Consider the following 20,102-nt stretch of genomic DNA (forward strand, 5'->3'; position numbering starts at 1 on the left):
CGTAGCCGTAGGGTGGATGAGCGCAGCGTTATCCGTCGCGGAGTTTCAGCTATCGACCCTGCCGGCGGATGACGCCTTCGGCTCATCCGCCCTACGGCTCCGCGTCTTATCCATTCGCTAACCACATCGGCGGTGCGCGGGCACCTGTGGCTTTCGGTTTGCATCAAATTGACAAGCTTTGCGTTAGTTTGCCCGCAATCATTCCCGTCTGCCGTGGGGACGGCCGCATCGCCTGGGATGCGCGAGGGACGTTCGTGAGTGCGATGTCGATGCGGAAGTTGCGTTCGTTGGGGGCGGTTGTGGCGGCCAGTGCGCTGCTGCTGGGGTGCGCCTCGGTTTATAACGAGCCGGTCAATGTGCCGGTCGGCCCGCATGGTCCTACCGACGATCTCGCGCTGAATTTCGCCGATCCCGCCGCGCTTGACGATCTGATGATCGGTCTTGCCTTTTCGGGCGGCGGCACGCGGGCCGCGGCCTATTCTTTCGGTGTGCTGCAGGAGATGGACAACATCCCGATGCCGCGCTCCGGCGACAAGATGGTCGATCGCATCGATTTCATCTCGGGCGTGTCGGGCGGCTCTGTCACGGCAGCCTATTTCGGAATCAAGAAGCGCGCCGCGCTCGCCGATTTCCGCGAACGCTTCCTGCTACAGAATGCCGAAGCCGGACTTCAAACTCAGCTCTCGCTCGGCACCATCGGCCGTGCGCTCGGCGGCGGCATCAACGATTCCACTGCCTTCACCAAATGGCTCGATGCCCATCTGTTCGACGGCATCACCTATGGCCAGGCGCGGCAGACCGGCTCGCCCCGGGTGTGGATCAATGCATCCGACATCTACAACCGCGTGCCCTTCGTGTTCGGGGCCACCGCATTCGATGCGATCTGCAGCGACATCGGCAAATTCCCGGTCTCGCAGGCCGTGGCCACGTCGGCGGCCGTGCCGATCGCCTTTGCGCCGGGCGTGGTGCAGGCGTTCCCCGGCAAGTGCAATACGCCGCTGCCGGCCTGGGTGCAGCGCGCCGCGAGCAATCGCAATGCGTCGCCGATGCTGAACAACTATGCCAAGGCGATCATCCGTTATCGCGAAGGTGCCGTGCCCTATATCAAGCTGATGGATGGCGGCCTCGTCGACAATTACGGCGTCGCCGGCTTCACCATCACGCGCGAGTCGTCGGACACGCCATATGGCCCGTTGACACCGCAACAGGCTGTCAAGCTGCGGCGCGCGATGTTCCTCGTGGTGGACGCCAAGACCGGCCTGTCCGGCAATTGGGTCAACACGGTGCAGGGGCCGGACGGCATCGAATTGCTCAAGGCTGCGGTGGACACCACCATGGATGCCAGCGTCGGCGCCAACTACACCGCCTTCGACCGCACCATGAAGGACTACCAGTCGTCGCTGGTCGCCTGGCGTTGCGGCCTGTCGGCGGCGCAGCGCGCGAGCTATGGCGCGCGCCCCGGCTGGAACTGCCGCGACCTGCAATTCTTCGTGGGCCGTCTCGGCTTCGACCAGCTCGATGGCGAGCGGGCGGCGGTGCTGGAGAGCGTGCCGACGCGCTTCTCGCTGCCGCAGGCGCAGGTGGATGACGTGATCGCGGCGGGCAGGGACACGCTCCGGCAAAGCCCGGTGTTCAAGGCCTTCGTATCGGGGATGTAGGCGGTCTGCGCGCAACCTTGATGTGCAATAATTGAATTGTTAGCTTGATGGTGCCGAGTGGGAGAGTGCCATGAGCCGCTATGAGCCGCTGACCCAGTTTCTGCAGAACCAGCCGGGCCGCGCAGTGCGCCTCAGCTTTGCGCAGATTGAGCAAATCGTCGGTTTCAAACTGCCCGCCGCCGCCCAGCAGGAGCGCGCGTGGTGGAGCAATGCGCCGGCGGATGCGGAGGACAAGGCCTGGGTGGCGGCGGGATTTCGCAGCGAGGGGGTCGATCTGGCCGCGCAGGAACTAACCTTCCGGCGGGATGCCTCGGCTGAGCGCGACGAACCGGCCAAGATTGAGACCGGCCACCATCCTCTTTTTGGTTGCATGAAGGGGACGGTCACGATCGCACCCGGCGTCGATCTTACCGAACCAGCAGACCCCGATCTGGCGGACTGGATCGAGAAAAAATATGGCCCGGCTCCTTGATACCTGCGCGGCTGTCTGGTTCTTCGAAGGTATGCCCATTGCGGCCCCCGCTATGGTTGAGCTCAAACGGGCAGCGGATGCCGGAGAACCGCTATACATTTCGCCGGTCACGGCTTGGGAGCTTGGCATGCTGGTGTCGCGTGGTCGCATGACTTTGCGCTCTAACCCGCAGAGCTGGTTTGACCGCCTATCGCAAGAGCCCGGATTGCAACTCGTAAAGATCTCACCCGCCGTCCTGATTGCCTCATCCTTCCTGCCGGGGAAGCCGCCGAAGGATCCGGCGGACCGGATTTTCGCGGCAACCGTCCGCGCAAATGGCTGGCGACTGGTGACCCGCGACCGCATGCTGCTGGACTATGCTCGCGACGGAGTTCGTGCCGGCCGCAGATACGCCCTTTTCCCTCGCCGCTTGCCGCTGTAAAACGCCCCCATGAACGCACCTGTCAAAACTTCCAAGCTGCTCAAGGGCGCCACCGGTGACTGGGAAATGGTCATCGGGCTGGAGATCCACGCCCAGGTCACCTCCAAGGCAAAACTGTTTTCCGGCTCGTCCACCGCCTTCGGCGGCGCGCCGAACACGCATGTGTCGCTGGTGGACGCCGCCATGCCGGGCATGCTGCCGGTCATCAATGAGGAATGCGTCCGCCAGGCGGTGCGCACCGGCCTCGGCCTGAACGCGCAGATCAACCTGCGCTCGACCTTCGACCGCAAGAATTACTTCTATCCGGATCTGCCGCAGGGCTATCAGATCAGCCAGTACAAGTCGCCGATCGTCGGCGAGGGCGAGGTCACCATCGAACTCGCCGATGGCAGCACGGCCACTGTCGGCATCGAGCGTCTGCATCTCGAACAGGATGCCGGCAAGCTGGTGCATGACCGCAATCCGTCGAGCACCTCGGTGGACCTCAACCGCTCCGGCGTGGCGCTGATGGAGATCGTCTCCAAGCCGGACATGCGCACCTCCGAACAGGCCCAGGCCTATGTGTCGAAGCTGCGCACCATCCTGCGCTATCTCGGCACCTGCGACGGTGACATGGAGAAGGGCAACCTGCGTGCCGACTGCAATGTCTCGGTCCGCCGGCCGGGCGAGCCGTTCGGCACCCGCTGCGAGATCAAGAACGTCAATTCGATCCGCTTCATCGGCCAGGCCATCGATTACGAGGCGCGGCGCCAGATCGAGATTCTCGAAGACGGCGGCACCATCGATCAGGAGACCCGGCTCTACGATCCCAACAAGGGCGAGACCCGCTCGATGCGCTCGAAGGAAGAGGCGCATGACTATCGGTACTTCCCCGATCCCGATCTGCTGCCGCTCGAGTTCAGCGAGGCATTCGTCGCCGGCTTGAAGGCGGAACTGCCGGAATTGCCTGACGCGAAGAAGGCGCGTTTCGTCAGCGCCTTCGGTCTGTCGGATTACGATGCCGCCGTGCTGGTGACCGAACGCGAAAGCGCGGAGTTCTATGAAGCCGTGCTCGACGGCCTCAAGGACAAGGCGCGCGACGGCAAGCTGGCCGCCAACTGGGTGATCAACGAATTGTTCGGCCGCCTCAACAAGGAAGGCCAGGACATCGCGTCGTCGCCGGTGTCGTCGGCGCAGATGGCTGCCATCATCGACCTGATCGGTGAGGGGACCATCTCCGGCAAGATCGCCAAGGATCTGTTCGAGATCGTCTGGACCGAAGGCGGCGACCCGCGCGTGCTCGTGGACGAGCGCGGCATGAAGCAGGTCACCGACATGGGCGCCATCGAGAAGGTGGTGGACGACATCATCGCGGCGAACCCGGACAAGGTGGCGCAGGCGCAGGCGAAGCCGGCGCTGATGGGGTGGTTCGTCGGCCAGGTGATGAAGTCGTCGGGCGGCAAGGCCAATCCGCAGGCCGTCAACGATCTCCTGAAGAGCAAGCTCGGCCTCTGAGCTCGGGCGTAGGATGGGTTGAGCAAAGCGATAACCCATCGGCGGAGCTTACCGCATCGTTCGGCCGATGGGTTTTCGCTTCGCTCAACCCATCCTACAGACCTCACGGCGTCGCTTCGAGCGGCGCCGTTTTCGTTTCTATCGATGCCGTTCACCGCGTTCGGCGAGAGAATCGAGTCGCGAATCGTGGCGAGTGACATGACGGAAGAGCGGGTTGTGAGCCTTCGAGAGTAGCTCTCGGCGCGGTTATCCAAAAAATATTTTCGTTGCCGGGTGAACCGACTCGGAGCCGGCGGGAGGCGATTCCGGTCGCTCCAATCCGATTCGCGGACGCCCGCACTTTGTGTAGTTGTTTGTTAGTTCACCGTGCGCGCGCTCTGGAAAAATAGGCCTGTGCGTCGCACTTGACTTTCGATGATGTAGGTTTTCCGGGTGTTTCTTTCGCCATGCAAAAGCCGCATGAACGCTCCGCAGCTGCACGAACGGGGTTGACCTCGGCGACACAGCTTCAACACTTCCTTAAGCAGCCCACTGTTCTTTTGAAATCGTTGGTGTATTCGGAATCGTGTGCATATCGATTCACGACTGCACGCAGCGTTTAAGTCATCTCTTATGGAGGGCAACATGGCTAAGAAGGCAGTGAAGAAAGTCGCTAAGGCGAAGAAGACGGTGAAGAAGGCTGCGAAGACCGCAGTCAAGAAGACCGCCAAGAAGACCAAGAAGGTCGCGAAGAAGGCCGCCAAGAAGAAGTAACTTCTTCTTTCCGGACTACGCCGGCAGCAATGCCGGCGCCGTCATCGGCGTTACGGCTCCGATCGACGAAAGAGGGTGTCGGCGAGACATCAGGTCGAACGGCTGGATCGGCACTGCGGAGTTCGTCTTCGCATCGGTTCGGCAGAGAAGTCGGTCATGCAGTGATCGGCTTTCCTCTACGGGCGGATCCTTGATCCGCAGTCTCCGGCATGATGCCGGCAGGCATGATCCTGACGTGTTGCCGACGCCCTCGTCTTTTCCGCCGGTGCGGTTGATCCCCGGCGATGATCAAGTTTTCCCATTTTGATAGTGCTGTGCCATAGGGCGGATGAGCGAAGCGTCATCCGCCGGCCGAGTTCATTGTTGAAACTCCGAGGCGGATTACGCCTACGGCTCATCCGCCCTACGGCGGAGCCTGTCTTCGCGATGGTTACGCGATCGCCAACCGGCAAGGTAAACCGAAATCCGCAAAAATGCAGAAAACCCGCATGAATGCTGGGTTTTCGCCCGCGCATGCGCGCGTGCCGCCTGTCCGCGTTCAGAAACCGTTCATCGCGATGCTTAAACTGCCATTCAAATTTGACCGGCATATTTGCCTCAACACGCCGGACATAACTGGCGGTTGGGACAAGTCAGACACGGACAGGAGCCGCGCTCGGTTGGGGCGGCAAACATAAAAAAGGAATGAGTGATGTTTCAGGGGCAGATCGATTTCGGGGCGGCAACGCCCGTCACCGACACCGCGATCCAGGACGTGCTGTTCGAGCGCGGCATGTATTGGTCGAGCGGCCGCGCCGGGATCGTTGATCTCGTGGCCGCGCATAAGTGGTTCAATCTCGCAGCGCTCAAGGGCCGGGTCGATGCGATCCCGATGCGCCGCGAAGTCGCCGACATGATGTCGGATGTCGAGATCGCCGCCGCGCAGCGCGATGCCCGCGCCTGGATGGTGACCGCGCACTAATCGTCCGACTTGTTGCTCACGGCGGTGACGACCGGCTTGTCAAACACCGCCTTGCAGCCGCTGCTGAGACTGGCCTTCTGCTTGCGCATGCAGATGGTGATCTCCTCCACATTCGGGATCGCCGAACTGCACAGCCGGAACGCATCGCCGGTGCAGAGCCGTCGTTGTTCGGAGCTGAAGGTCTGAGCCGAGGCGAGGGCCGTTGAGGCCGTCATCATGAGAGTGGCGAGCAGCGCGATACGTCCGATGGTCGTGGTGGCCTGCGTGGACATGATGTCCTCTCCGGTGTGTGATGGTCACACCCAGTCGTCGCGGCCCGCAGAAACCGGGTTCGAAGCCGCTCCACATTTTTTCCTCAATTCGGTCATGGGCAGGCGCATCGCCATGCCGCACTGCGTCACGGGCTTGTGACGCGCAGCTTGCTTGTAACAAGCGCCAGCCACCCAATGTCCTGTGTGTCACCTCTCCACAGAGACCGGTCGGCCTCTCAACACAAGGACATCATCATGTCGATCAAGACCCTTTCGCTGCGCGCCGGCGCGCTTGCGCTTTTCGCCACCTTTGCTGTCGCCGCCACCGAGCCGGCTTCGGCCGCGCCTGCCAAGACCGCGTCCGTCAGCGCGTCGGCGACTGATCTGAGTTCGGCACGCCGTCATCATCAGGCGCAGCGCAAATCGGTACGCAACGCCTATGGCGCCTATGTCGGAGGAGCATCCGCCGGCCCGTCGCAGACCTGGAGCAATTACGGCTACGGCAGCGGCGACAATGCCCGTAACCAGACCTGGTAACGCGGCAGCGCGCGGGACGTGATGTGCCGATGGGCCGACATCGCGTCCGCTTCGCCGGACAAGGGGAGGGGCGTGATGTCTCCCGTCATTGGCAGATCTGTAGTCGAGTGATGTGACGCTTGGCACTGAATCCAGGCAAGCGTTGCGCCACCGCGCACCAAGCCCGCCGCTCGAAAGCGGCACGCAAATTTCCAATGTTGCTGGAAAATGAGGGGCCACTTTCAGAGTGGCGGAGCCGGAGGGATTCGAACCCTCGATACCCTTTAACAGGTATGCCGCTTTAGCAAAGCGGTGCCTTCAGCCACTCGGCCACAGCTCCATCATGGCTGCATATGCCCGACAGCGCCGTGAGCCGCAAGCACCAGATCGCATCTCGTGCAGCTGTGCAGATAATTTTCCCGTCAGAGCCGGCGCGATACACACTTCTATATATGTCCAGCCCATCGGCGAGCCTGCGCGCCCGGCGAAAACGCGCGCATGGCGCCGGCAGCCGCGTGAGCGGCGCCCGAATCTCCTCGATTCGGGACTTGCTGGCGCCCGATATGAGTGTTTTCCGAGAACAATAGCGCCGCACACGTTGCGCGCGATGTTTGTGACATGATTTTTGCAATGTTGAATTAGCTAAATAAATCAGTTGCTTGGTCGAATTGTGCAATCACAAGCGCGTGTGATTTACGCAACACCTTGGCGCAAATGGCCGAAGCAGGGCGGTTTCGAGGCGTTCCATTGTTGCGAAGCGGCGGAGCTTGGGAGATGTTCATCACGCGACGGAGGGGGGCATCCCGAGGTCGTCCCGTACTGATGATGGATTCGAGCTGCGGGCATGTGGCTTGGATCAGGAGTCTCGGCGCGGGTTGTCAGGGATCTAGGAACTTGTCTTCAGGGTGCATACGCGCCCCGTGACGGAACCTTCCCTTTAGCAACTTGGAGGTTACATGAAGACGATTAAGGGCCTTATCCTGGGCTCCGCAGCGGGCATCCTCGCTGTTGGTGGCGCTCAGGCAGCCGATCTTCCCGTCAAGGCCAAGGCCGTTGAATACGTGAAGGTCTGCTCTCTCTACGGCGCCGGTTTCTACTACATCCCGGGCACCGATACCTGCGTCAAGATCGGTGGTGCGATCCGTATCGACACCTCGTTCAACGCCAACAACTACGACACCCCGTTCTGGCAGGGTGGCGCTGGTGGCGCCGGCGCATGGACGCAGGACTATTACATCACCCGTCAGCGTATCAACCTGACCACCGACACCCGCACCGCCACCGAATACGGCGTTGTCCGCACCTATGCGAACATCCAGTTCGACTTCTCGCAGAACCGTGAATCGATCGCTGGCGGCTTCACCGAAGTCGACTACGCTTTCATCCAGTTCGCCGGCTTCACCTTCGGTAAGGCCGTCTCGCAGTTCGACCCGCAGTGGGCTCTCTCGAAGCCGACCATCTCGTCGGGCTTCATGGCTGGTTCGAACAACACGACCGGTATCCCGCAGCTCGCCTACACCGCTTCGTTCGGTAACGGCGTGTCGGGCACCATCTCGCTCGAAAACGCCTCGCCCTACCGCAACGCCGGTCTCTACAACAACGGTCTGGCCCTTGTTGGCCCGTTCGGCGCCAGCGGCAACACCGGTGCCTACGGCGCGACGTCGAACACCTTCGCGGGTAACTCGTACGGCGGCAACCACATTCCGGACATCGTCGGCAACCTGCGCCTCGATCAGGCTTGGGGTTCGCTGCACTTCGGTGCTGCGATGCACACGATCACCCCGGGTTTCTACGCCGGCAGCACTGCGCATCCGGATGACTCCTACGGCTTCGCCGTCAACGGCGCTGTCGAGTTCAAGAACCTCCCGACCGGCGCTGGCGACAGCCTGAAGCTCGAAGCCAGCTACGGCAAGGGCGCGGCCAAGTACGCCATCGCTGGCGGCACCACCGACACCTCGGGCGGCGGTCGTTTTGCCAAGGTTTCCGGCGACTCGATGGCTTTCGGCTATGTGCTTGACGGCATTTACGGCACGAATGGCCAGATCGAGCAGAGCGAAGCTTGGTCGGTCGTCGGTTACTTCGAGCACTACTGGAACCCGGCCTGGCGCACCTCGCTCTGGGGCAGCTACAGCAGCATCTCGTATGGTGACGGCGGCAACGCGCTTCTAGCCGCTGCCTTCGCTCCGGGTCGCACGATTCCGGGTTCGAACAACGGCTCGCTCGTCGGTTCGACCAACAACTTCGACTTCGGCATCGCCCAGATCGGTACCCGTACCGCCTGGACCCCGGTCAAGAACCTGACCCTGTCGGCCGAATTCACCTACACCCGCCTCGAGCAGAACCTGGGTGGCATTGTGACCGGTGCGACCGTTCCGGGCCGTGCAGCCCAGAGCTACTCGGTCAGCGACCAGAACCTGTATAACGGTTCGGTTCAGATCCTGCGCTCGTTCTAATATCGAGCGCCTCACGGCAATCGATATCTGAATACAAGACCCCCGGCAGGCAACTGCCGGGGGTTTTTGTTTGTGCGGACGTGATGACTGCGGCAGCTGAGCCGTGGGCTTTTGTTTGTGGGCGGTCGTTGCGAAAGGTGTCTGCCTGCCACTCCGTTGTCATCGTCCGGCCGCGCGCACTTGCGCGCTAGGACCGGACGATCCAGTAGACACCGGCAGTGGTGGTTGTGCTGAAACGATTGCGTTTACTGGACCACCCGCTTGCGCGGGTGGTGACAGACAAGGCGCGCTGAGGGCGGTTGGCTCGTTCGCAGCAGTTACTCGACGCTGCTGCCGCGGCCGCGATGCAAATCGGCATCGATCTGCAGCTTCTGGCTGCCACCGAAGCGGGCGCGATAGACCTGCAGGTTTTCCATGATGCGCTGGACGTAGTTGCGCGTCTCGGCGAAGGGTATCGACTCCACCCAGTCCACCGCATCCACATTGGGATCGCGCGGATCGCCATAGCGCTCGATCCATTTGCGCACGCTGCCGCGGCCGGCATTGTAGCCCGCAAAGGTCATGATGTAGGAGCCGCGATAGTCTTCCAAGAGGCCGCCGAGCTCGGCGGCGCCGAGGGCAGCATTGTAGGTCGAGTCGTTCTTCAGCCGCGCGAGGTCATAAGTGGCGCCGTGGCGCTTGGCGACATATTGCGCGGCGCTCGGCGTCACCTGCATCAGGCCATAAGCCTGCGCGGGAGATACGACAGCGGGATTGAACGCGCTTTCCTGCCGCGCGATCGCGTAGACGACAGCGGGCTCGACTTCCGGTCCGACCGGCCGGTAGCTCGGAATGCCCATGGTCGGATAGGCATAGTGATCGAAGGGTAGGCCGCGATTGAGCGCGGCCTTGCCGACCAGCAGCATGCCGCGCGCATCCTTGTTCTGCGATGCGAGTTCGCTGAGGCCGAGCACCGCTTCGGGATCGCCGTTCTCACCGACATCGGCGAAAATCGGAATCGCGATCTCCTTCTCGTCGAGCGCATAGAGCAGCTGCACGGCACGGACGATTTCGAGCCGATCGGAGCCGCGCGCGCGCGTCGATAGCGAGCCGCTGATATCGAGCTGCGGCAGGCCCAGTTTTCCACGGGCGAGCTGGCCGTAATAGCTGGTCGATTGCTCCGCCGCGCGGGTGTAGGCCGCGCGGGCCTCAGAACTGCGGCCAGCGGCTTCCGCGGCGCGACCCTGCCAATATCCGGCGCGGGCCAGCGCGGTCGGATTGACGCTGCCGACGCCGATGCGCGCAAAATGCTGCGAGGCTGTCGCAGGGTCTTTCAGGAAGCGCAATGCGATCCAGCCGGCCGTGAATTCCTGTTCGGTCTTGTAGATGTCACGCGCGGGCAGTGCGGCGTCGCGCGCCACCACATAGGCCGCGCGATGCTCGCCCACATCGAGCAGCTTTCGCGACAGCAGGCGGCGTTCGATCCACCATTCGTCGAGATTGTGCAGGCGATTGATATCGCGCGGCACTGCCGACATCAGGCGCGCGGCTTCGGCGAAACGTTCGTCGCGGCGCAGTTGCTGGATGCGGCTGAACAGATAGCCGGGGTCGCTATGCAATTCGGATGGCACGGCATCAAGCAGTGCCTTCGCATTCGATGCCTTCTTGGTGACGGCGATGCGTGCGCGTGCCAGCGCCATCTGGGCGCCGCCGAGCCGCTTGGCCGAGCGCAGGCCGGGATCGCCATCGCTGCCATAGAGCAGCATGTCCATGCGGGCCTTGTGATCACCGGGCGTGATCAGCGGGCCGAACATGTCGATGGCCATGGCCTCGGTGTCGCCGGAGATCGGATCGTTGCGCCAGGCGTCGCGAACGAGCCGCTCGGCATTGGCGCGATCGCCGCGTGCGAGCAGCGATTTGCCAAGCGCGAATTTGCCCTTGGCCGAGATCGGCTTCTCGTCATCGAAATAGGACTGGATCGCGCTGTCGTCGCGTTTGTCATCCCACAGCGCGGCCTCGGCGCGACGGCGCACGAAGGTCTGCGACGGCCAGCTCGGATTGGCGGCGATGAAGGCGCGATAGCGCTCTACGGAGGCGCCGTTGTTCTCGCTGCGCAGATAAATCCACTCGGCGAGTTTGCGCGCGACGGGATCGCCGATGGTCTGCGCGACCTGACCGGCCTCAGAGCTTTTGCCCTTGCGAACGAGCTCGATGACATTCTCCAGCGCCTGGCCATCGGCCTGGGAGGTCGAACTGGTGGCCGCAATGGCGGCACGGGCAGGCGGCGGCTTCTTCGCGGCTGGCGGGGCAACGGCATGTTGGCGCGTGGCCGGCTGAATCGCTGGCGCAGGGGTCACGGTGCCGGTATGCGCAGTCGCAGGCTTGGCCGCGACAGGTTTTGCGGCGGCGGGTTTGCTCGCGGTCGGCTTCGCAGCAGCAGGCTTTGCCGCAGTCGATTTCGCGGCTTCGGGCTTCGCAGTGGCTGATTTGGCGGGAGCCTGCTTGGCCGCGGCGGGCTTCGCCGCGGATTTGTCTGCAGCGCCTTTGGCCGCCGCAGGCTTGGCACCGGCCGGCTTCGCCGTAGCGTCCTTGGCTGTCTGACTAGTCTTCGATGCCTCTGTCGTACCGGCAGCGCCGGCTTCGAGCGCAGGAATCGAGACGCTCAGCAGTAGCGCCAGACTGGCGCGGAGCGCCGTCCGTCGGGCCGCAGGAGTTGGGATCAGTCGCGTCACGCTGTTTCCTCGCGGCGAATCACATCTTCGCCGACATTCCCCTGATGTATTTGATTGAAAGGGTGACCAATTCGTCAACGCCGGTCGCCTTGCATCCTGATGTGCGCCGCCACAGCGGCGAAATCGGGGCGGAAAGCCCGCAAAACCAGCCCGATAGCGACCGATCGCGTCTTGGGCGGTCTTTCGCCGCAGCCTCGAAGTCGATAAGACTCGCAGTCCATTCAATAGGTTCAAGCAGACGGCGGAAGCCGCATCGCGTTCGGAGCAGACCATGGCAGCCACCAAGACGATTTTCCGGGGGTCCTACACCGCTCTGGTCACCCCGTTCAAAGCCGGTGCGCTGGACGAGGAAGCCGTGCGCGCCCATGTGGCCTGGCAGATCTCCGAGGGCTCCCACGGCCTGGTTCCCGTCGGTACCACCGGCGAGAGCCCGACCCTGACCCATGACGAGCACGCCAAGGTCGTCGAATGGTGCATCGACGAGGCCAAGGGCCGCTTGCCCGTGATTGCCGGCGCTGGCTCGAACTCGACCCGCGAAGCCGTGGCGCTCGCCAAGCATGCCGAGAAGGCCGGTGCGGATGCCGTGCTGGTCGTCACGCCCTATTACAACAAGCCCACGCAAGAGGGCATGTATCAGCACTTCAAGGCGGTGAATGACGCGATCGGTATTCCGATCATCATTTACAACATTCCCCCGCGCTCCGTGGTTGATATGTCCGTCGAGACCATGGCGCGCTTGTACGAACTCAAGAACATCGCCGGTGTGAAGGACGCCACCGCCGATGTCGGCCGCGTTTCCAAGCAGCGCCACGCCATGGGCCCGGATTTCATCCAGCTCTCGGGCGAGGACATGACGGCGCTGTCCTATATGGCTGCCGGCGGCCATGGCTGCATCTCCGTCACCGCCAATGTCGCGCCAAAGCTGTGCGCCGAATTGATGGATCTGGTGTTCAAGGGCGACTATGCCGGCGCGCTGAAAATCCAGGATCGCCTGACGCCGCTGCATGACACCATCTTCAAGGAGCCCGGCCTCGCCGGCGCCAAGCATGGCCTCAAGCTGCTCGGCCGCGGCGACGAAAGCGTGCGCCTGCCGCTGCTGTCCGTCACGGAGCCGACCGGCAAGGCGATCCGCGCCGCCATGGTCCATGCCGGCCTGATCAATTAAGCTTCGGACGTCATTGCGAGCGTAGCGAAGCAATCCAGTTCTTTCTTTTTCTGGCTTTCTGGATCGCTTCGTCGCTACGCTCCTCGCGATGACGGAGTATTTTGAATTGGAAAGGGATTGCACATGCTGAAGGAATTTCGTGATTTCGCCATGAAGGGCAACGTGGTCGATCTCGCCGTCGGCGTGATCATCGGCGCGGCGTTCGGTGCCATCGTCTCCTCGATGGTGGCCGACATCATCATGCCGATCATCGGCGCCATCACCGGCGGTCTCGATTTCTCGAATTACTTCACCGGCCTGTCGAAGTCGGTTACGGCGACCAATCTCGCCGATGCCAAGAAACAGGGCGCCGTGCTCGCCTGGGGCAGCTTCCTGACGCTGACGCTGAACTTCATCATCGTCGCCTTCGTGCTGTTCATGGTGATCCGCGGCATGAACACGCTGAAGCGCAAGGAAGAAGCCAAGCCCGCCGAGCCGGCGAAGCCGAGTGCGGAAGCCGCACTGCTCACCGAAATCCGCGACCTGCTCAAGGCAAAGGCCTGATTTGCCGCGCGGGCCGGACGTTCCTATATCTGGTGCCTAGCACCGAAAGAATATGATGGCCGAAAAGAAAGAACGTCCGATCAAGGTGATCGCCGAGAACCGCAAGGCGCGGTTCAACTTCGCCGTGGAAGACACGGTGGAGGCCGGCATCGCCTTGACCGGCACCGAGGTGAAGTCGATCCGCAACGGCAAGAGCACCATTGCGGAATCATACGCCGATCCCAAGGGCGGCGAGATCTGGCTGATCAACTGCAACATTCCTGAATATCTGCAGGCCAACCAGTTCAATCACGAGCCGAAGCGCCCGCGCAAATTGCTGCTGCACAGGAAGCAGATCAACAAGCTGATGGGGGCGGTGGAGCGTCAGGGCATGACGCTGGTGCCGTTGAAAATGTATTTTAACGAGCGCGGCCGCGTGAAACTGCAGCTCGCGCTTGCCAAGGGAAAGCAGCTCCACGACAAGCGCGCCGCCGAGAAGGACCGCGACTGGGGCCGCGAGAAGGGGCGTTTGCTCCGGGCGCGGGGATAGCTCAAGCCCTCATCCTGAGGAGCCGCGTAGCGGCGTCTCGAAGGATGGCGGCAGAGCTCCACATCTCATGATTCGAGACGGCGCAAGGGCGCCTCCTCACCATGAGGGCGGAGTGATCGTGACTACTGGGAGTGGATATGACCCAACCAAGTCTGACCGACGTCGACTGGAGCAAGATCCCGGCACCCGAGGACGACGGCGGTGCCGCGCATCTCGTCGGCATGACAATCCCTTCAGTCAGTCTGCGCGCGACCAATGACACCGCGGTCGATCTGTCCGAGCTGCGAGGCCGCACTGTGGTGTTCGGCTATCCGCGCACCGGCGAGCCGGGCAAGATCGGGCTCACCGATGACTGGGACATGATCCCCGGTGCGCGCGGCTGCACACCGCAGGCCTGTTCGTTCCGCGATCTGTTTCGCGACCTGACATCAGCCGGCGCACAGCATGTGTTCGGTCTCTCGACCCAGAGCAACGCCTATCAAACCGAGATGGCCGCGCGACTGCATCTGCCGTTTCCGGTGCTGTCCGACGAGAAGCTCGACCTCGCGGATGCGCTGAGCCTGCCGACCATGGATGTCGCCGATCTCACACTGATCAAGCGTCTCGCACTGGTCGTGGATGATGCTGTCATCACCAATGTTTTCTATCCGGTGTTTCCGCCGGATCGGAATGCGGGCGATGTGCTGGAATGGCTGAAGGCCAATCCGGTGTAGATGGCCGTGCGCGATTTACATCCTGCTGTCGTCGCCCGGCTTGACCGGGCGATCCAATAAACACTGGCGATGTCTACTGGGTCACCCGGTCAAGCCGGGTGACGACAAGTGAAGATCACTCTGCCGCCAGATCCGTCTTCACCCGCGCAAACACGGCACGAAACATCTCCGGCGTCAGCACGCCCGTATTCGTGTTGTAGCGCGAGCAGTGATAGCTGTCGTACAGCTTGAACCGGCCGGCATCATGCACGCCGCCATGGGTGAACGGCGCTGTCACCGCGCGGATACCCAGCGTCTTCAGCATCGTGTCATGGGCCACGCGGCCGAGCAGCACGATGGCGCGCAGGCGAGGCATCGCGTCCATCGTGGCAATCAGGAATGGGCGGCAGGTGGTGATTTCCACCGGCAGCGGCTTGTTCTGCGGCGGCACGCAGCGCACCGCATTGGTGATGCGACTGTTGGTCAAGGTCAGCCCATCATCCGGTCGCGCCAGGAAGGTGCCTTTGGCGAAGCCGAAATGCAGCAGGGTGTCGTAGAGGAGGTCGCCGGCATAATCGCCGGTAAAGGGCCGCCCGGTGCGATTGGCGCCCTGGGCGCCCGGCGCGAGCCCCACGATTAGCAGTTGCGCATCCGCGCCGCCGAAGGACGGCACCGGCGCGTTGAAGCCATCGGGCTCGCGGGCGCGCAGCTCGGTGCGGTAATCGACGAGGCGAGGGCAGAGCGGGCAGTCGCGGCCTGGATCGGTCGCAGTACCGGCGGAGATCGCAGTTGCGACCACCGCCGGCTGTTGTCGACTGAGCTGAGTACTAGTCTTCGAAATCGTCGTCGCCTCGTGGTGCCACGGTGGCCGAGCGCTGCAGGAATTGCGGCGTCTGATGGCGCGGCTCGCGCGGAGCAGGGCGCTCGGACGGGTCGCGGCCGATCTTGCTCTGCAATTCCATCAGGTCCGTAAACACGTCCGCCTGGCGGCGCAATTCGTCGGCGATCATCGGCGGCTGGCTCGAAATGGTGGAGATCACCGTGACGCGCACGCCGCGGCGCTGCACGGCTTCCACCAGCGAGCGGAAATCGCCGTCGCCGGAGAACAGCACGATCTGGTCCACATGCTCGGCAAGCTCCATGGCATCGACAGCGAGTTCGATGTCCATATTGCCCTTCACCTTGCGTCGGCCCGACGCATCGATGAATTCCTTGGTGGCTTTGGTCACCACCGTGTACCCGTTGTAGTCGAGCCAGTCGATCAGCGGGCGAATCGACGAGTATTCCTGATCTTCAATAATGGCCGTGTAATAGAAAGCGCGTACGAGGGTTCCGCGGCTCTGAAATTCCTTGAGAAGGCGCTTGTAATCGATGTCGAAACCGAGCGTCTTTGCCGTGGCGTAGAGATTGGCGCCATCGATGAAGAGCGCGATCTTGTTAGCAGATTGAGACATCAAGTTTTCTCATAGGGTTTGTTGTTGTTTACGTTTTTGGCACAGCGAAGCTTCGCCGCACATTCGCATCAAGTCGTAAGCGTCAAGTCGTCGCCTGCCTTTTGGCAGATCGGCAAACCGTACTTTCACGCAATTGAAGAGGAGAGCGATAAGCCCATCTTTTTGCAGTTGCAATGAAGCCTTTTGGTGGCCCAAATGGTGTCGGAAAGGCCAATATTTAATGGTCCTAAGACCCTCATATCCAAGGGTCTTTTGAGGGTAACATAGTCCTGACCAAAACAAAACCACGAAGCGGGATTCTAATTTCGTTCTTGCGCTGCGTGCGAAGCCGCTATACCTAACCGGCAACAATCCTTTATTTTCGGTCCCTCATCCAACGGAGCGACATTTCATGGCGCGCGTCACCGTAGAAGATTGCATCGACAAGGTCGACAATCGCTTCGATCTGGTCCTGCTGGCAGCACATCGGGCTCGTATGATCTCGTCGGGTTCACAACTCACGATTGATCGCGACAACGACAAAAACCCGGTGGTTTCGCTCCGCGAGATCGCCGACGAGACCATTTCGCCGGAAGATCTGCGCGAGGAACTGGTGCATTCGCTGCAGAAGTTCGTCGAAGTGGACGAGCCGGAAGGCGATGTCGTGCCATTGATCGGCTCGGCCGGCGCCAGCGTCGATGCCGATGACACCGAAGTTGCCGTCGAGCGCATGACCGAAGAAGAGCTGCTCAAGGGCCTCGAAGGCCTGGCTCCGCCGGAAGAACAGCCGGAAGAAGACGAGTAAGCGGATACGCTTAAACTGTCTTTCGATCACAGTGTTGCGCAAAGGCCCGGACCACACGTCCGGGCCTTTGCATTTGGAGAACGTTTCTGGGCAAATTATCTCAAGCAGATGGAGTCGCCGGTGACTCCCGAGAATTGAGGAAGGTTATGGCGACGTCGCGCCGTCAGTCACGGCAGATGCAGGCCGCTAATGAGACCACGGCGGTTCCGCCGGTACGCGTGGACGGGTCGGTCGTGCCTGCAGCTGCGGGCACCACGCCGGTGGCCGATACAACCGTTGCTGGCAAGACCACGCGCGCCAGCCGTGGCCGCATGATGCGTCAGTATGACCTGGTGGAGCGCGTCCGCGCCTATAATCCGAATACCGACGAGGACCTGCTCAACCGCGCTTATGTCTATGCCATGGTTGCCCATGGCGAGCAGACCCGCGCCTCCGGCGATCCCTATTTTACCCATCCGCTCGAAGTCGCAGCGATTCTCACCGATCTGAAGCTCGACGACGCCACCATCGTGGCGGCGCTCCTGCACGACACCATTGAGGACACCGAGGCGACCCGCGCCGAGATCGACAAGCTGTTCGGTCCGGATATCGGCGCGCTGGTCGAGGGCCTCACCAAGCTGAAGCGACTCGAACTGGTGTCGCGTGAGGCCAAGCAGGCCGAGAATCTACGCAAGCTGTTGCTTGCCATCGCCGACGATGTGCGCGTGCTGCTGATCAAGCTCGCCGACCGTCTGCACAATATGCGGACCATGGAATTCATGCCGCCGGCCTCGCGGCGGCGCATTGCCGATGAGACGCTCGACATCTATGCGCCGCTCGCCGGCCGCATGGGCATGCAGGCGATGCGTGAGGAGTTGGAGGAACTGTCCTTCAAGGTGCTCGATCCCGACGCGCACCTCGTGGTGATGCAGCGCCTCGATACGCTGACCGAGCGCAATCGCGATCTGATCGGCATGATCGAGAGCCATCTCTCCACCAAGCTGCAGAAGAACGGCATGAAGGCGCGCGTCTCGGGCCGCCGCAAGAAGCCGTTTTCGATCTGGACCAAGATGAAGCGCAAGTCGGTGGGCTTCGAGCAGCTCTCGGATATCTATGGCTTCCGCATCGTGATCGACGATCTGGAATCCTGCTATCGCGCGCTCGGCGTCGTGCATACGACCTGGCCCGTCGTGCCCGGCCGCTTCAAGGACTACATTTCGACACCGAAGCAGAACGACTATCGTTCGCTGCACACCACGGTGATCGGCCCCGGAAACCAGCGTGTCGAATTGCAGATCCGCACCGAGGAAATGAACCGCATCGCCGAATACGGTATCGCGGCGCATGCGTTCTACAAGGAAGGCGCGGGCTCGCCGAACGAGCGCCTGAAGCGCGAGTCGAATGCGTTTGCGTGGCTGCGCCATACCATCGGCATTCTCTCCGAGAGTACCAATCCGGAAGAATTCCTCGAGCACACCAAGCTCGAACTGTTCCACGACCAGGTGTTCTGCTTCACGCCCAAGGGCAAGCTGATCGCCTTGCCGCGCGCGGCCAATGTGATCGACTTCGCCTATGCCGTGCATACGGATGTCGGCAACAGCGCGGTGGGCTGCAAGATCAACGGCAAGTTTGCGCCGCTGTCGTCCGAACTACAGAACGGTGACGAAGTCGAGGTGCTGACCTCCAAGGCGCAGCAGGCGCCGCCAGCGGCCTGGGAGTCGCTTGCCATCACCGGCAAGGCGCGCGCTGCGATCCGCCGCGCCACGCGCACCGCGATGCGCGATCAATATGCGAGTCTCGGCCGCCGCATCGTCGAGCGTCTGTTTGCCCGCGCCAAGATCGAATATGCCGATGATCAGCTGAAGGGCGCGCTGCCGCGTCTTGCACGCTCATCCATCGAGGAGGTCATGGCCTCGGTCGGCCGCGGCGAACTGCGCGCCGCCGATGTCGCGCGCGCGATGTATCCGGATTACAAGGAAGAGCGCGTCGGCCGCTATGCCGCCAACAAGAAGAGCACCGCCGACAAGGTCCGCTCGGGCGACGGCGCCGGGAAATTCCTGTCGGTGATTTCCATCGGCGGCGTCAATGCGGATCTGCCGGTGAAATTCGCGCCCAATGGCGGCGCCGTGCCCGGCGACCGCATCGTCGGCATCGTCACGCCGGGTGAGGGCATCACGATCTATCCGATCCAGTCGCCGGCCTTGCGCGAGTTCGAGGAAGAGCCGGAGCGCTGGGTCGATGTGAAGTGGGATGTGGACACGTCGTCACCGCAACGTTTCCCGGCGCGCCTGTTCCTGCAGAACGTCAACGAGCCCGGCTCATTGGCGCAGATCGCCCAGGTGATCGCCGATCACGACGGCAATATCGACAATATCAGCATGCACCGCCGCTCACCGGACTTTACGGAGCAGACGATCGATCTCGGCGTGTATGACCTAAAGCACCTCAGCGCGATCATCGCGCAACTGCGCGCGAAAGCCGTGGTCGCGAAGGTGGAGCGGGTCGACGGGTAGAGACCGACCTAGCTATCCTTGTCGTCACCCGGCTTGACCGGGTGACCCAGTATCCTCCGGCCTTTCGGATTGAGCCGCACCGCCGGTGTATACTGGATCCCCGCTTGCGCGGGGATGACCGACGTGAAGAGCGCGGGCGATATATAAACGTTCTTATTTCGTTCTTGACAAAATTCCCATCGTCGCCATTATCCCACCCGTCTTGTTCGCGAGGGGCGCTCTCATGAGGCGTCTTTGAGTGGGGCAGGATGCGGCGCCTGCGGGTGAGGGAGGACGTATCCTTCACACTCGGGCGGTCGGGGGTCACCGTCCGGGCCCACTACGGGGCCCTGCCGCTAGCGCGGCTGGACGTGGTGCGGGCGAAGGCGGAGAAATCCGTCGGATGGCTTCCCTGACGGAAGCGCCCAGTACCCGGAAGAACGGTCCTTCGGCCGAAAAACGTCGCGGTGGCGCGCCGTAAGGCGTTGCGCAGTCCGGTCTCGCTGGCGATCCAGCTTGCACGGGCGGCGTCAAGATCCACCCAAGTGCGCCTTGCGGCGTGCCACTTCCCCTCATGTCGCGAGGGGGAACATGCTCACACCTCGGACGCGCAAGCGCCGCGAGAATGCGAGATCATGGCTGTCTGACATGTCGATCAGAAAGTAGAGCGCGATCGTCGTGCTCCCTCCCTCAAGCAGCGGAGCCGCGCAGTGAGGAGGGCCGGGGTGGGGCGGCCCCGGTGACGTCGGCGCGTGCTGAGCCCACCAATTCCGG

General features: G+C 62.3%; 18 protein-coding genes and 1 tRNA gene. 14 read left to right on the top strand and 5 right to left on the bottom strand.

Annotation, left to right across the window (positions count from 1 at the left end; genetic code table 11):
- Positions 1 to 269: 269 nt before the first annotated feature.
- The 6 genes from ACIQ2A_RS15270 (at position 270) to ACIQ2A_RS15295 (ending at position 5,759) form a co-directional block, all read left to right on the top strand.
- Positions 270 to 1,658, top strand: coding sequence for a patatin-like phospholipase family protein (locus ACIQ2A_RS15270; protein ID WP_398480585.1), 1,389 nt, complete (start codon positions 270 to 272; stop codon positions 1,656 to 1,658).
- Positions 1,659 to 1,728: 70 nt separating this feature from the next.
- Positions 1,729 to 2,130: a hypothetical protein gene (locus ACIQ2A_RS15275; protein ID WP_398480587.1), complete on the top strand. Its 402-nt coding sequence runs from the start codon at positions 1,729 to 1,731 to the stop codon at positions 2,128 to 2,130.
- A gap of 52 nt (positions 2,131 to 2,182) precedes the next feature.
- Positions 2,183 to 2,551, top strand: coding sequence for a type II toxin-antitoxin system VapC family toxin (locus ACIQ2A_RS15280; protein WP_398480622.1), 369 nt, complete (start codon positions 2,183 to 2,185; stop codon positions 2,549 to 2,551).
- 9 nt (positions 2,552 to 2,560) lie between these two features.
- Positions 2,561 to 4,045 carry an Asp-tRNA(Asn)/Glu-tRNA(Gln) amidotransferase subunit GatB gene (gene gatB / locus ACIQ2A_RS15285; RefSeq protein ID WP_398480589.1) on the top strand — a complete coding sequence of 495 codons (1,485 nt, stop codon included), beginning with the start codon at positions 2,561 to 2,563 and terminating at the stop codon, positions 4,043 to 4,045.
- A 624-nt stretch (positions 4,046 to 4,669) separates the two neighbouring features.
- On the top strand, positions 4,670 to 4,798 hold the full coding sequence (locus tag ACIQ2A_RS15290; protein ID WP_256438169.1) for a hypothetical protein: 129 nt from the start codon (positions 4,670 to 4,672) through the stop codon (positions 4,796 to 4,798).
- Between the two features lie 691 nt (positions 4,799 to 5,489).
- Positions 5,490 to 5,759, top strand: coding sequence for a hypothetical protein (locus ACIQ2A_RS15295; RefSeq protein WP_398480591.1), 270 nt, complete (start codon positions 5,490 to 5,492; stop codon positions 5,757 to 5,759).
- On the opposite strand, the gene ACIQ2A_RS15300 is transcribed toward ACIQ2A_RS15295, so the two are convergent.
- Positions 5,756 to 6,031, bottom strand: a complete 276-nt coding sequence (locus tag ACIQ2A_RS15300) for a hypothetical protein (RefSeq protein ID WP_398480593.1) — start codon at positions 6,029 to 6,031, stop codon at positions 5,756 to 5,758. The two genes, ACIQ2A_RS15295 and ACIQ2A_RS15300, sit on opposite strands and share 4 nt — an antisense overlap.
- Positions 6,032 to 6,265: 234 nt before the next feature.
- On the opposite strand from ACIQ2A_RS15300, the gene ACIQ2A_RS15305 reads away from it, so the two are divergent.
- Positions 6,266 to 6,547 carry a hypothetical protein gene (locus tag ACIQ2A_RS15305; RefSeq protein WP_398480595.1) on the top strand — a complete coding sequence of 94 codons (282 nt, stop codon included), beginning with the start codon at positions 6,266 to 6,268 and terminating at the stop codon, positions 6,545 to 6,547.
- Positions 6,548 to 6,774: 227 nt separating this feature from the next.
- On the opposite strand, the gene ACIQ2A_RS15310 is transcribed toward ACIQ2A_RS15305, so the two are convergent.
- Positions 6,775 to 6,866 (bottom strand) — tRNA-Ser (locus ACIQ2A_RS15310).
- A 616-nt stretch (positions 6,867 to 7,482) separates the two neighbouring features.
- Here ACIQ2A_RS15310 and ACIQ2A_RS15315 point away from each other — a divergent pair.
- Positions 7,483 to 8,979: a porin gene (locus ACIQ2A_RS15315; RefSeq protein ID WP_398480597.1), complete on the top strand. Its 1,497-nt coding sequence runs from the start codon at positions 7,483 to 7,485 to the stop codon at positions 8,977 to 8,979.
- A 317-nt stretch (positions 8,980 to 9,296) separates the two neighbouring features.
- On the opposite strand, the gene ACIQ2A_RS15320 is transcribed toward ACIQ2A_RS15315, so the two are convergent.
- On the bottom strand, positions 9,297 to 11,681 hold the full coding sequence (locus ACIQ2A_RS15320; RefSeq protein ID WP_398480624.1) for a lytic transglycosylase domain-containing protein: 2,385 nt from the start codon (positions 11,679 to 11,681) through the stop codon (positions 9,297 to 9,299).
- Positions 11,682 to 11,961: 280 nt separating this feature from the next.
- Here ACIQ2A_RS15320 and dapA point away from each other — a divergent pair, with 280 nt between their 5' ends.
- The 4 genes from dapA (at position 11,962) to ACIQ2A_RS15340 (ending at position 14,640) form a co-directional block, all read left to right on the top strand.
- Positions 11,962 to 12,855, top strand: a complete 894-nt coding sequence (gene dapA / locus ACIQ2A_RS15325) for a 4-hydroxy-tetrahydrodipicolinate synthase (RefSeq protein ID WP_398480599.1) — start codon at positions 11,962 to 11,964, stop codon at positions 12,853 to 12,855.
- A gap of 123 nt (positions 12,856 to 12,978) precedes the next feature.
- A complete protein-coding gene (mscL, locus tag ACIQ2A_RS15330) occupies positions 12,979 to 13,398 on the top strand; it encodes a large conductance mechanosensitive channel protein MscL (protein ID WP_398480601.1) in 420 nt (139 codons plus the stop codon).
- 55 nt (positions 13,399 to 13,453) lie between these two features.
- On the top strand, positions 13,454 to 13,927 hold the full coding sequence (smpB, locus tag ACIQ2A_RS15335; protein WP_398480603.1) for an SsrA-binding protein SmpB: 474 nt from the start codon (positions 13,454 to 13,456) through the stop codon (positions 13,925 to 13,927).
- A 137-nt stretch (positions 13,928 to 14,064) separates the two neighbouring features.
- A complete protein-coding gene (locus ACIQ2A_RS15340; protein WP_398480606.1) occupies positions 14,065 to 14,640 on the top strand; it encodes a peroxiredoxin in 576 nt (191 codons plus the stop codon).
- Positions 14,641 to 14,755: 115 nt separating this feature from the next.
- Here the strand turns inward: ACIQ2A_RS15340 and ACIQ2A_RS15345 are convergent, their stop codons facing one another.
- Together ACIQ2A_RS15345 and ACIQ2A_RS15350 are read right to left on the bottom strand one after the other, a co-directional pair.
- Positions 14,756 to 15,418: a uracil-DNA glycosylase gene (locus ACIQ2A_RS15345; RefSeq protein WP_398480608.1), complete on the bottom strand. Its 663-nt coding sequence runs from the start codon at positions 15,416 to 15,418 to the stop codon at positions 14,756 to 14,758.
- 28 nt (positions 15,419 to 15,446) lie between these two features.
- Positions 15,447 to 16,073 (bottom strand): NYN domain-containing protein, encoded by a 627-nt coding sequence (locus ACIQ2A_RS15350; RefSeq protein ID WP_398480610.1) that lies wholly within the window; start codon positions 16,071 to 16,073, stop codon positions 15,447 to 15,449.
- A 391-nt stretch (positions 16,074 to 16,464) separates the two neighbouring features.
- Here ACIQ2A_RS15350 and rpoZ point away from each other — a divergent pair, with 391 nt between their 5' ends.
- Positions 16,465 to 16,857, top strand: coding sequence for a DNA-directed RNA polymerase subunit omega (gene rpoZ, locus ACIQ2A_RS15355; RefSeq protein WP_398480612.1), 393 nt, complete (start codon positions 16,465 to 16,467; stop codon positions 16,855 to 16,857).
- A 146-nt stretch (positions 16,858 to 17,003) separates the two neighbouring features.
- The gene (locus tag ACIQ2A_RS15360) at positions 17,004 to 19,349 is read left to right on the top strand and encodes a RelA/SpoT family protein (RefSeq protein ID WP_398480614.1); all 2,346 of its coding nucleotides are present in this window, start codon (positions 17,004 to 17,006) and stop codon (positions 19,347 to 19,349) included.
- Positions 19,350 to 20,102 lie beyond the last annotated feature (753 nt).

This window comes from Tardiphaga sp., from assembly GCF_044336785.1.
GTDB lineage: Bacteria > Pseudomonadota > Alphaproteobacteria > Rhizobiales > Xanthobacteraceae > Tardiphaga.